Raw genomic sequence first — 12,768 nt, 5'->3', positions numbered from 1 at the left:
CCGGTTTTCCCCACTTTCGGGGCAAACGGCCAAGGCCCGAAAAGTGGGGGAAACGGGTGGGGAATATCCCCCGAACTCTCAAATCGTTGCGGTAACTGCTTGAACGGACATGTAATTTTTTGTGGCACGCGGATTGCTCCGGGGCATTTGTCGAGAAGTGTTCCCAAGAGCACCCACTACGAGGTTACTGATCATGGTTGGCATTCATCACGCTCCGTCTCTGTTGAACTGGCTGCTGATTCTGGCCTCGATGCTCAGCGTCGAACTGGCCGGCGCGGCTGTGCGTTGCGAGCACAATCTGGTGGCCAACGTCGTCGCCTTCGATCAACCGCTGATGTTCAACCGCCTCGGTGCGCAGAACGCCAACGGCATGATGTTCGCCTTGCGCCGCGACGTGGTGGATGAACATGACCAGTCGCTGGCGTACGGCGGCTCAGCGGCGCCGGGCAAAGTCTCGCTGCGTCCGGACAAGCGTCCGCGGCCGCTGGTGTTGCGCGTAGCTGCCGGCGATTGCCTGACGATCAATCTGCAGAACCTGCTCGACTATCAGGCCAACCCGAACAAGCACTTTGAAAACGAGGGCGAGGAAGGGGTCGAAAACGCCAACGGCGCCGAAGCCTTCAAAGTCGATGAGCAGGTGGCGGATCGTCACGTCGGTTTCCAGGTCAACGGCCTGCAAGCGGTGAACAGCATCGATGACATTTCTTCGTTCACCGGGCGTAACGCCAACAGTCTGGTGCCACCGGGTGCCAGCCGTTCCTACACCCTGTACGCCGAGCGCGAGGGCGCGTTTGCCGTCAGCAGCCGTGGCGCAACGTTCGGTGGCGAGGGTGCGGCCGGCAACGTTGCCAATGGCTTGTTCGGTCAGGTCGTCGTGCTGCCCAAGGGCGGTCGCACTTATCGCAATACCCTTACCGAAGAAGAAATGCGCCTGGCCACCACGGGCCGCGCGCCCACCGGCCAACCGATCGTCGATTACCAGGCGCGCTACCCGCAACGCGAACCGTGGTTGCGTGAAGGCAAGGCCGGTACGCCGATCATCAGCATGGTCGACGGCAATGAAATCATTTCCAGCGAAAGCGATGCGATTGTCATGGGCAGCAACGCCGACGGCAGTTTCCCGCCCAGCACCTATCCGCTGGAATCGATGGGCAAACGCAACCCGGCGATCCCCAACCGCCTCGAAGCGTTCCGCGATTTTGCCTCGCAATTCCAGGACGAAACCGCCGCCACCCAAGCGTTCCCCGCGTACTGGGCGGATCCGGTGATGGCCCATGTGCTGGAGCCGACCCGCGACTCGTTCATGATCAACTACGGCTCCGGCGGCATGGGCGCCGAAGTGGTCGCCAACCGCTTGGGCGTAGGGCCGATGCACGATTGCCTGTCCTGCGCCTACGAAGAATTCTTCCTCAGTTCGCACACCGTTGGCGATGTGGCAATGCTGGTGGATGTGCCGGCCAACGCCGGGCTTGAGAACATCGCCCCAGGCCAGACACCGCGCGCCGATCAGATCGGGGTGAAAGCCACCATGGCCCTGTATCCGTCGGAGCCGTCGAACGTCAACCACAGCTACATCGGTGACTTCGTCAAATTCCGCAATACCCACAATGGCCACGAGCAACATATCTTCCACTTGCACGGCCATCAATGGTTGTTCAACCCCAACGACGACAACTCCGATTATGTCGACGCCCAAGGCATCGGGCCGGGCGCCGGTTATACCTACGAAATCGCCAATGGCGGTTCCGGCAACCGCAACCGCGTGGCCGGCGATGCGATCTATCACTGCCATTTCTATCCGCACTTCGCCCAAGGCATGTGGGCCATGTGGCGGGTGCACGATGTCTTCGAAGAAGGCACTCGACTCGACGTGTCGCAGCAGGGCGCCGACGGTTATCACAGCGAACCGTTTGCCTTGCGCAGTGGCAAACCGGCGGCCGGTGCACGCGCCTTGCCGGACGGCGAAATCGTTGCCGGCACACCGATACCGGCGATTGTGCCGCTGCCGGGCAAAGCCATGGCGCCGATGCCCGGCAAAGTCGTGGTGGTGCCGAAAATCGGTGAAACCCTGGTCGCCGGTAATGATGACGACGAAGAAGAGGGCGATGACGACGGCGAGCACCACGGCGGCAACGCTGGCGGTCAAGCCATCGGCTCACTGGCGCTGGTCGATCGCAGTGAAGCCAACCGCAATGCCGACGGCAGCCTGAAAAACCCGGGCTATCCGTTCTGGATCGGTGGCATGGAAAGTTCGGTCGGCCAACGTCCGCCAACCCCGCCGCTGGACATGCTCGACGCGGCCACCGCGCAAGCGCTCAAGGCCAGCGGCAAAGCGCTGTGGGCCAACCTTGACCCGGCGCAGTCCGGTGGCTGGAATGGCGGCTTGCAGCGTCACGCACTGGATGGCGTTTCGGCCGGAGGCGAAGCGCACACCGTGACCACCTCGCTGGACTTCTCCAAGGAAGTCACCCGCGCCAAACCGATTTACCTGCCGGAAGAAGGCACCGAAGTCGAACAAGCGGCGATGGCCTTCCACGCGAAAAAAGACCATCCAAGTTATGCCTTGCTGCCCGGCAATCAAGTGGTGGCCAAGGCCTTTCGCACCAACGGCGCCTTGCCAATGGCCGGCGCGCCGTACTACGAACCGTGCATGGACGATCGGCAAAAACGCCTGACCAGCAGCGCTGGCAGCGGTGAGTTCGCCAGCGGTGAACGCATCGACGGCATGTCCTTTGTCGGCGCCTCGAGCTTCACCGCCGACCGCCCACGCATTTACAAAGCCGCCAACATCCAGTTCGACGCGGTGTACAACAAGGTCGGCTATCACTTCCCGCAAGCGCGCATTCTGGCGCTGTGGGAAGACGCCTGGCCGGTGATCACCAAGCAGCGTCCGCCAGAGCCGCTGGTGATGCGCATGAACACTTTCGATTGCGTGCAATACCAGCAAACCAACCTGGTGCCGGCCACCTACGAGATGGACGACTATCAGGTGCGCACGCCGACCGACGTGATCGGCCAGCACATCCACTTGCCGAAATGGGATCTGACCTCGGCGGACGGCTCGTCCAATGGCTGGAACTACGAGGACGGCGTGCTCTCGCCCGGCGCCGTGCAGGAACGCATTCACGCGATCCGTGAGTTCAACCAATGCGCCAGCACTGACCCGCGCGACGGCACCCAGGCTTGCCCGAAAGCCAAGAACCATCCGTTCTTCGGCCAGTACGGCCGCGCCGACTGGCTCGGTGCGCGCACGGCGATGCAGCGCTGGTTCGTCGATCCGGTGGTCAACGCCAAGGGCGTCGATCGCGGCCTCGGCACGATCTTCACCCACGACCACCTCGGCCCATCGACGCATCAGCAGATTGGTCTGTACGCCACTGTGTTGGCCGAGCCGGCCGGTTCCACTTGGTTCCACGCCGAAACCGGCGAGCCTCTCTACAGCGGCGCGCGTCAGGACGGTGGGCCGACGTCGTGGCAAGCGGTGATCAACACCGGTGACCTCGACGGCGACGGCAAGAACGACAGCTTCCGCGAGTTCTTCCTCGAATACAGCGACTTCCAGCACGCCTATGAAGCCGGTGTCTACGTCGGTGCCGGCCCCAACGGTGTGCCGAATGCCCAGGCGTTCCCGGCGACCGCCGACAGCTTTCGCTACGCGATCAATCCGCCCGTGCGCAACAACGCCAGCAACTTGCTAGAGGGTGTACTGGAAGTGCAGGGCGGTCAGGTCCCGGGCTGCCCGAGCCGGCCATGTCCGCAGGCGATCTCGGTGGATGATCCGGGCATGTTCGTCGTCAACTATCGCAACGAACCGCTGGCCCTGCGCGTGTACGACCCGAACAAGGTCGGCCCGGACGGCAAGCGCGGCATGCAGGCCGACGGCCTCGGTGGTGATCTGTCGTTCGCCATGCAAAGCCGCACCGACCGCGCGATTCCGGCGATGAACCTGGCGCCGAATCTGCTCACCTCGGCGACCGGACCCACCGGCGGCACCACGCTGTTTCCACCGCACATCAACAAGGGCGGCGCCGAACCGGGTGACCCGTTCACGCCGATGCTGCGCACCTATACCGGCGACAACGTGCGACTGCGTGTGCATGCCGGTGGCCATGAAGAAGAGCACAACGTCACCCTGCACGGTGTGAAATGGCTGCAGAGCGGTTCCGGTTTCGGCAACAGCTCCAACTCCGGCTGGCGCGCGTCGCAAATGATCGGCATCTCCGAGCAGATGGGCTTCATTGCGCCGGTGTCGATGCTCTCCAGTTCGGCGGCGACCACGGGCGATTATCTGTACTCGATGGACGCTTCGATCGAAGGCTACTGGAGCGGTATTTGGGGCGTGATGCGCAACTACACCGCCAAACGCGCCGACCTGTTCGCCATCCCCAACAACCCGAATCCGGCGGGCATGCGCAACACCGTGGCGTTCGAGGGCAGTTGCCCACGGATCAGCGCCAACCCCAATGGCATCGGCACGCGGCCGACGGTACAGCGCAACTACGAAGTGGTCGCGGCACTGGCCAATGACATCCTCGGCAATGCGCTGGGCCTGACCATCGGCGATCCCGAAGGGCTCGGTCAGCATGTCGGCGGGCCGCTGAATCCGGCGGGCGGCACCCTGGTGCTGAACTCGCGCACGGTGAGCATTCCACAAGTCACCGTGACCGATCCGGAGGATGGCGAAACCATCACCATCGGCGGGCAGAGCGGGCCGCTGCATGACCCGACTGCGATTCTGTATGTGCGCAAATCGGACCTTGATCCGCTCAGCGGCAAGCTCAAACCCGGCATCCCGGTCGAACCGCTGGTGCTGCGCGCAGCGGCGGGGGATTGCATCAACATCACCCTGGAAAACCGTCTGCCGAGCGTGATGCCTGACCTGACCCAGACGGCGGTGATGCAAGGCATGGTCAAGCGTGATCGCAACAGCGGTCTGGGCTCGACAACGTTCAGCAACAACCTGATGCGGCCATCCAGCCACGTCGGCCTGCATGCGCAATTGCTGGCGTACGACATCACTAAATCCGACGGCGCCAACGTCGGCGCCAACCCGATCCAGACCGTGCCACCGCGCGTCGGCAACAGCGGCGCGTACCCGACCCGTACCTATCAGTACTACGCCGGGCACTTGGAGCGTGAAGGCAAACCGGTGACGCAACTGGGCCGCAGCGTCGACAACATCAATGCCACGGCGGTCGAGTTCGGCGGTTTGAATTTCACCCCGGCGGACGTGATCAAGCAACCGCAAAAAGGCCTCGGCGGGGCGATGAGCATCCTGCCGATCGGCGCGACCTGGGTCGACGATGCGCGCAAGGTCAACGCCACGGTGACGGCGCCTGGGCAAACCAGCTACCGCGATTTTGCGATGGTCTGGCACAAGGCGTTGAACACCCGTTGGGCCAATGGCCGGCCGGTGGAAGGGATTGCGGCTGAGGGCTTCGGCGTGCCGACCGATCCGCAGGACAACTCGAGCATGGCGATCAACTACAAGACCGAACCGCTGTGGTACCGCTTCGGCCTCGCCCCGGACGCACCGTTCGGGCATGCCGATGGCGCGGGTTATGGCGATATGACCAACGCGCACATGGCTTACAGCAATGCGTTGGTGGGTGGCGATCCGCAGACGCCGGTGCTGTATGCCAAACCGGGGCAGCCGTTCCGTACGCATATTTTGATGCCGAGCGGTGGCAGTCGTGGCACCACGTTCCAGCTCGACGGGCACGTCTGGTCGGTGAACCCGTTCCAGGCCGAGAAGAGTGATGTCGGTGGCTATCCGATGGGCTCGCCGGGCGTCGGCTCGGTGCGCTTCGGCTACAACCCGATGTCGATGTACATCGGCGCCCACGAAAGCGTCCTGCCGGCCGCGCACTTCAGCTTCATGATCCCGAGCGCCGGCGGCAGCAATGCGATACCGGGGGATTACCTGTTCCGCGACTACGCCGCCTACGGCAACACCTCCGGGTTATGGGGACTGCTGCGCGTAACCAACGAACCCGAGCCGGCGCCGCAGGGGCAGTAGGCAAAACGACAATGTCCCGGTGGATGCAAATCCCCTGTAGGAGTGAGCCTGCTCGCGATTGGGGCTACTCGGTTTCGGATGGTGAGGCAGATGACGCCATCGCGAGCAGGCTCACTCCTACAGGGGCCGGTGGTTGGCAGTGAGGATGCGGTAGGAATGCAAATCCCTTGTGGGAGCGAGCTTGCTCGCGAATGGGAGCAATCCGGTTTTTGAGGGTGAGGCTGAAGACGCCATCGCGAGCAGGCGAAGGCCTACAGGGGCCGGTGGTGGGCAGTGAGGATGCGGTAGGAATGCAAATCCCTTGTGGGAGCGAGCCTGCTCGCGAATGGGAGCAACTCGGTTTTCAAGGGTGCAGCTGAAGACGCTTTCGCGAGCAGGCTCGCTCCCACAGGGTCGGTGTTTTGCCAGGTGAAGAGGTAGGGGAGAGTTAGATGAACAGGATCATCAACATCATCGGTATTTGCACGCTGGCCATGGCCGGTGCGTTGCTGACGCTGAGTGAGATTGCGCTGGCACAAACCGTTGCGGGTCAGACGCTGAACCGCGACGGCGTGGCGGTGGATTTCAACCTCAAGCCACTGGCCGCCGACGGCAAACTGCGCGAAGGCGAATTCGCCGATGTGCAGTTTCACATCACTGACAGCGCCTCCGGCCAGCCGTTGTCCGGGGTGGCGCCGGGCGCCTGGGTCGATCCGCAGACCCTCGCCGCGGATCAGGCTCAGGGCCGTGATCAGAGTTGCAAAGCCCGGGTTGGCGTGTTCCTCAAATCCAATATCGGCGCGCGGCCATTGTTGGATCTGAACAGCTATTTCCTGCTGGTGATGAACCGCGACGCGAGCATCGCCGTGGTCGATCCGTCAGTCTCAGTGGGCGGCATCACCAGCACCCTCGCGCGGATCGAACTCAAACAACCACCGATGGATTGGGTCACCCCGAAAGACAACAAACGCGTGTTCGTCTCGATGCCGACAGCGGGTGAAGTGGCCGTCATCGACAGCGAACAATTCAAAGTCATCGATTCGATTGCCGCCGGCAACCAACCCGTGCGCGTTGCGCTGCAACCGGACGAACGTCTGCTCTGGGTCGGCAACAACGCCAGCAAAGGCGAAGACTCCGGCGTGACGGTGATCGACACGCAAAGCCTAAAAGCCCTCAAACATCTGCAGACCGGGCGCGGCCACCACGAAATCAGCTTCAGCAAGGACAGCCGCTTCGCCTTCGTCAGCAACCGCGACGACGGCACCGTCAGCGTGGTCGACATCGCGAGCCTCACTATCGTCGAGCAAATCAAAACCGGCTCGCATCCGCTGTCAGTCGCCTATTCAGCGCTGTCGGGCGCGGTGTATGTGGCCGATGGCAAGGACGGCACGGTGACCGTGGTCGACGCCAGCACCCACGCCATCCGCCGGGTGATCAAGTTGCAACAAGGCCTGGGCCCGATGGGCTTCAGCGCCGACGGTCGCTTTGGCGTGGTGCTCAACACCGTGGAAAACCGCGCCACCGTCATCGATGCCGCCACCAACAGCGCCATTCATGATCTGGACGTCAGCGCCGAACCCTACCAGGTGGTGTTCACCCAGGCCTACGCCTACATACGCGGACTCGCTTCACCGAAAGTCACCATGATCAACTTGTCCTCGCTCGGTGAAGGCCGCCAGCCGATCAGCCAGGGTTTCGAAGCCGGCCCGCAAGCGCCGCGCCTGGCCGGCGATTTGCCGCTCGCTTCAAGCCTTGCGGTATCACGCGACGACAACGCGGTGTTCGTGGTCAACCCGGTCGACAACACCACCTATTTCTACGCCGAAGGCATGAACGCGCCGATGTCCGGTTACCCCAACCGTGGCCAGATCGCCCGCGCCGCGATGGTCATCGACCGCAGCCTGCGCGAAGTCTCGCCGGGGTTGTACAGCGCGCGGGTGAAGCTACCGGCAGCGGGGCGCTTCGACGTGGCGTTCCTGCTCAACCAACCGAACATCATTCACTGCTTTACCGCGCAGATCGAAACCAATGGCGCCCTGGTAAAACACTTCGGCGCACCGAAAGTCGAGTTCCTTCTCGACAAGACTGCCGTGGCGCTCAACGACCCCTACGTCGTGCGTTTCCGCATCGTTCAAGGCAAAGACAAAACCCAGCGCAGCGGCGTCAAAGACGTGCAATTGCGCTACTACCTCGCGCCCACCTCGCACCCCCGCCAAGTGGCGGCGCTGGAAGTCGCCGACGGCGTATACGAAGCGCCTATCACCCTTGACCGCAGCGGCGCCTGGTACCTGCACGTGCGCGCAGCGTCGCTGGGCGCCGGTTTCGATGACAAGACCTTTGCCAGTGTTCGGGTAGCCCCCGGCCAGGCCCGTTGAAGAGGAGTTTCGACATGAACCGATTTGCATCCGCTGGCCTGCTGACCCTGTGCCTGTTGAGCCTCGGCATTCAACACGCCAACGCTCATTCGGCAGATGAACACGCCGGGCACACGGCCCCGGCCAGCAACACGCAAGAACACGCCCAAGTGAAATTCGCCAACGTGCCGCTGCTCGACCAGAACGGCAAAACCGTGCGCCTCGAACAAGACCTGGTACAGGGAAAAATCGTCGTCATGAGCTTTATCTACACCAGTTGCACCACGGTGTGCCCGGTGGTCTCGTCGATCATGGGCAAGGTGCAGAAACAGCTCGGCGCGCGCGTCGGCAACGAAGTGCAACTGGTGTCGATCAGCATCGACCCGCAGCGTGACGACCCGAAACGCCTGCAGGATTATGCGCGCACCTTCCAGCGCGGGCCGGGCTGGAGCTGGCTGACCGGTTCGCCGCAGTCGATCAACGAAACCCTCAAAGGCCTCGGCAGTTTCAGCGGCGACTTCAAGAATCACCAACCGTTGATCCTCGTCGGCGACGGCAACAATCGTCACTGGATGCGCTATTACGGCTTCACCGACCCGGCGCTGCTGGCCAAGGAAGTGGAAAAACTCAGCGGCCTGCGCACCCACGCCAAACACACCGCCATCGCCATGGAGCAACAGCCATGAGACTGCTCGACTGGATCTCCCTGACCGTGTGTTTCTGGATCTTCAGCAACGTCGCATTCGCCCACGAAGGCCATGCCCCCGAAGCCCCGACAACGGTTGCCGCCGCGCCGGCCAAAGGCACCCACGACGCGAAAACCTGGTTCACCGACACGCCATTACAGGATCAAAACGGCGAAACCCTGCGCTTCTACAGCGATGCGCTGCAAAACCGCGTGGTCCTGCTCAACGTCATTTTTACTAGCTGCAACGATGCCTGCCCGCTGATCACCCAAAAGCTCAAAGAGGTGCGCGAGCTGTTGGGCGACAAGGCGCCGGACATCACCTTCATTTCCCTTACCAGTGACCCGCTGCGCGATACGCCGGCGGTGCTCAAGGCTTACACCTTGAAGCAGGGTTCCGATGACCCTCATTGGCTTTTTCTTACCGGCGACAAGGCGCAGATGGACCTGGTATTGAGCCGCATCGGCCAGATCGTGCCGACTCCCGAGCAGCACTCCACGCAGTTGATCGTCGGCGATGTCGCCAATAAACGCTGGAGCAAGATCCGCCCCGACGCCCCGGCCGCCGCCATTGCCCAGCGCTTGCAGTTGCTGACAATGCCCGTGGCTGGCCGCTGAGTCCGCGCCATGAAACGCTGCCGCGTACTCGCCCTGATCCTGCTCGCTGGCGTCAGCCTTGGCGCGGGCGCTGCGCCGCTGACCCCGGAAGAAGGCGCGGGCAAGCGCCTGTACCGCCAAGGCTTGTCGGCCAGTGGCGAGGCGATCATGGCGCGGGTCGGCGCGGCGGATGTGTTGCTGCCGGCGACCAGCCTGCCGTGCGCCAATTGCCACGGCGCCGACGGCCTCGGCCGACCTGAGGGCGGCGTGCGTCCACCCGAGTTGAACTGGGCGCGACTGACCAGCACCTACGGTCAGCAACAGGTCAACGGGCGCAGCTATCCGGCGTACACCGAGAGCAGTCTGGCGACCGTCATCGAGCAGGGCCGCGACCCCGGCCACAACCGCCTCGACCCGAGCATGCCGCGCTTTCTTCTGTCGATGAAGGATCAGCGCAACCTCAGCGCCTATCTCAAACGCCTCGCCGACGAACGCGACCCCGGCCTCGACGCCGAGACCTTGCACCTCGGCACCTTACTGCCCAGCCAAGGGCCGCTGGCCGAGGAGGGTAAGACCGTTGCGGCGGTGCTCAACGGCAGTGTCGCGCGGATCAATCAGGCCGGTGGCATTCACGGCCGGCAGTTGCGGTTGACGGTGATCGATCCCGGCCCGGACCGCGTCAGTGCAGAGCAAGCCTTGCAGCAGTTGATCGAGCAGGAGCAGGTGTTCGCCCTGATCGCACCGCTGGCACCGGCTCTCGACAGCGAACTGGGGCCGCGCCTGGAACAGGCCGGGGTGCCACTGATCGGGCCGATGTCGATCCTCGGCACCCTGCAGGCCAGCCCACAGATTTTCGAGCCATTGCCAGGCTTGCGTGAACAGTTGATCGCGCTGGCCGATTACGCCACGGCCAGTTTGCGCGTGCTGCAAGGGCCGACGCTGATCGCCTATGCCAATGACCCGATCCAGACGCAAGCCGCGCAAAACCTCGGTCAGTACTTGCAGGAACACGGCTGGCAGAAAGTCCATCTGCAAGCCTATGACCCGGCGGCGGATGCGCTGCCGCTGGGTTCGCGTTCAGTGTTTTATCTGGGCAATGGCGGCGGCTTCAGTCGTCTGGCAACGCGGCTGCAAAGCGCTGGGCAAGTGCCTTACCTGTTCGCCGCCTCAAGCCAGGTGGCCGGCGATCTGCTGCAAGTCCCCGACGGTTTCACCCGGCGGGTGTTTCTCGCCTATCCATTTGTGCCCAGCGACTGGACTCAGGCCGGGCGCATGGCCCTGACCTTGTTGCGCGAAGGCCAAGGCCTCGGCGCCCAGCACGCGGTGCTGCAAGTCGGTGCCTACGCCTCGATGCTGCTGCTCAGCGAAGGCATGAAACAGGCTGGCCGTGATGCCAGCCGGGAAAAACTGGTGGCGGCGCTGGAAGGCCTGCACGACTTCGACACCGGCCTGACCCCGCGCCTGAGTTTCGGCCCCGGCCGACGCCTGGGTTTGAGCGGCGCGCATGTGGTTACCGTGGATTTGCCCGATCAGCGTTTCTATCTGGTCGCGCCTTATAAACCGATTGTTGCCAGCCCCTGAACGGAGGGCCCGATCATGAAACGCACAACGCTGATCTTGCTGCTGACCTGTTGGCTGCCGCAGGCGTGGGCCAACAACGAACCGGCCGTGGCGCGGGTCAACGGCGATGAAATCTCCGGGTTTCGCTTCGAGCGTTTCTTCGCCGAATACCTGGAAGATCAGGGCCGCGCGGTAACCAGCATTCGCAGTCCCAAGGCCTATAAGGAACTGCGGCAGGCGGCGTTGCAAATGCTGATCGACAAAGAACTGCTGTGGCAGGAATCGCAGAAGCGTGGCCGACAGATCGACGAGCAAGCGCTGCGTCAGCAGATCGAGCAAACCCGCCTGGCCATCGGCGGCACGGATAAATTTGTCCGTCGCTTGCAGGATGCCGGTTTCGATGAGGCGTCCTTCACCGAGTACACCCGCCGCGAACTGGCGGCGCAGCAGATGTTCGCCGAACTGATCCGCGCCAATACGTTGCAACCCCGTCACCTGTTGATCCGCGTGCCCGCGCAAGCGGATGCAGCCACAGTGGCTCAAGCGCGTCTACGCTTGATGCAAATGCACGCCTCGATTGTCAGCGGGGCGAGTTTTGCCAGCCAACCACTGCGTTCACCGTTTGGCTGGCATGTGATTTATTTGCCGAACCACTTGGAGGCCGCCGATGTCCCAGATTTACAGGGGCTGGATACAGTCAGGGCACAGCTCGCCCGACAGCAACAGACCCAGGCTCGTCGCCAAGTGCTCGCGCAATTACGGGTGCAGAACAGGATCGAACGAATTGACGACGACTGAAGGTTCCCCCCCAATAGTGGGGAATGGCTTCGATGCCCATTCAGGTGCTTCCCCGTTTCTGGGGAACGGGGTACCGGGACGAGCGGGCATTGTCATTAATTTCAAGGACATGAAGACATAAAATTACCGGCACTCAGCCTGGCATGAAGTGTGCGTTACCCCTGGTAAGGCGCACTCTCAGGGCGGGGTCATCGGACCTGCTGTTTCAAGGAGTCGACCTTGGTTAACAAAGTACTGGTTGTCGAAGACGAACAGCTGCTTGCACAGAACCTTCAGGATTATCTGTCGGCGCAGGGGCTGGACGTCGCGATTGCACATGACGGAGCGACGGCTATCGGTTTGGCCGAAACCTTTGCCCCCGACGTGCTGGTGTTCGATTACCGCTTGCCCGATATGGAAGGCTTTGAGGTGCTCGACGCAGTCCGCCAGAACAGGACGTGCCATTTTGTGCTGATAACGGGTCACCCGACCGCTGAAGTCTGTGAGCGGGCGCGGCAACTGGGGGTCAGCCACATCCTGTTCAAACCGTTTCCCTTGGCGGAACTGGCGCGGGCGGTCTGCGACCTTCTTGGGATCAAGCGCGAAGCGAAACCCGGTGCGAGCCCTTCCGAGGGTTTTGTCGAACGACGCCAGAGCAGGACCGAGAGCTTCCCGTTGCAGTTGTACGATGGCAGTTGGGTGTTGGCGGATCGGCGACGACAGTTGCACGCCATGGCACCGGACGACGATCAAATGCTCACCGGGGAGTAATGGCGCGAACAGACGTTCCGGCACTT

The 12,768-nt window shown here is 62.7% G+C and carries 7 protein-coding genes; all 7 read left to right on the top strand.

The features are described 5' to 3' along the window. Nucleotides 1–193: 193 nt before the first annotated feature. The 7 genes from mnxG (at nt 194) to KBP52_RS07320 (ending at nt 12,742) form a co-directional block, all read left to right on the top strand. The gene (mnxG, locus tag KBP52_RS07350) at nt 194–6,019 is read left to right on the top strand and encodes a manganese-oxidizing multicopper oxidase MnxG (protein WP_212622502.1); all 5,826 of its coding nucleotides are present in this window, start codon (nt 194–196) and stop codon (nt 6,017–6,019) included. 431 nt (nt 6,020–6,450) lie between these two features. After that, a complete protein-coding gene (locus tag KBP52_RS07345) occupies nt 6,451–8,373 on the top strand; it encodes a cytochrome D1 domain-containing protein (protein WP_212622501.1) in 1,923 nt (640 codons plus the stop codon). A 14-nt stretch (nt 8,374–8,387) separates the two neighbouring features. Further along, the gene (locus KBP52_RS07340; protein WP_116031129.1) at nt 8,388–9,038 is read left to right on the top strand and encodes an SCO family protein; all 651 of its coding nucleotides are present in this window, start codon (nt 8,388–8,390) and stop codon (nt 9,036–9,038) included. Continuing rightward, nucleotides 9,035–9,655 carry an SCO family protein gene (locus KBP52_RS07335; protein ID WP_034152605.1) on the top strand — a complete coding sequence of 207 codons (621 nt, stop codon included), beginning with the start codon at nt 9,035–9,037 and terminating at the stop codon, nt 9,653–9,655. Before KBP52_RS07340 ends, KBP52_RS07335 begins: the two co-directional genes overlap by 4 nt. 9 nt (nt 9,656–9,664) lie before the next feature. Beyond that, nucleotides 9,665–11,215, top strand: coding sequence for an ABC transporter substrate-binding protein (locus tag KBP52_RS07330; protein ID WP_212622500.1), 1,551 nt, complete (start codon nt 9,665–9,667; stop codon nt 11,213–11,215). A 15-nt stretch (nt 11,216–11,230) separates the two neighbouring features. Beyond that, nucleotides 11,231–11,992 carry a SurA N-terminal domain-containing protein gene (locus KBP52_RS07325; RefSeq protein WP_212622499.1) on the top strand — a complete coding sequence of 254 codons (762 nt, stop codon included), beginning with the start codon at nt 11,231–11,233 and terminating at the stop codon, nt 11,990–11,992. Nucleotides 11,993–12,211: 219 nt separating this feature from the next. Beyond that, complete coding sequence (locus KBP52_RS07320) at nt 12,212–12,742, top strand: response regulator (RefSeq protein WP_034152602.1); 531 nt, start codon at nt 12,212–12,214, stop codon at nt 12,740–12,742. The last annotated feature ends 26 nt before the right edge of the window (nt 12,743–12,768 follow it).

The organism is Pseudomonas sp. SCA2728.1_7 (genome assembly GCF_018138145.1).
Classification (GTDB): Bacteria; Pseudomonadota; Gammaproteobacteria; order Pseudomonadales; family Pseudomonadaceae; genus Aquipseudomonas; species Aquipseudomonas koreensis_A.
The sequence above is the reverse complement of the archived record's forward strand: the minus strand, read 5'-3'. Positions and strand labels throughout refer to the sequence as shown.

Coding starts and splice junctions, on each gene's coding strand:
- mnxG (WP_212622502.1), top strand. CDS start 194: ATGGTTGGCATTCATCACGCTCCGTCTCTGTTGAACTGGCTGCTGATT.
- KBP52_RS07345 (WP_212622501.1), top strand. CDS start 6,451: ATGAACAGGATCATCAACATCATCGGTATTTGCACGCTGGCCATGGCC.
- KBP52_RS07340 (WP_116031129.1), top strand. CDS start 8,388: ATGAACCGATTTGCATCCGCTGGCCTGCTGACCCTGTGCCTGTTGAGC.
- KBP52_RS07335 (WP_034152605.1), top strand. CDS start 9,035: ATGAGACTGCTCGACTGGATCTCCCTGACCGTGTGTTTCTGGATCTTC.
- KBP52_RS07330 (WP_212622500.1), top strand. CDS start 9,665: ATGAAACGCTGCCGCGTACTCGCCCTGATCCTGCTCGCTGGCGTCAGC.
- KBP52_RS07325 (WP_212622499.1), top strand. CDS start 11,231: ATGAAACGCACAACGCTGATCTTGCTGCTGACCTGTTGGCTGCCGCAG.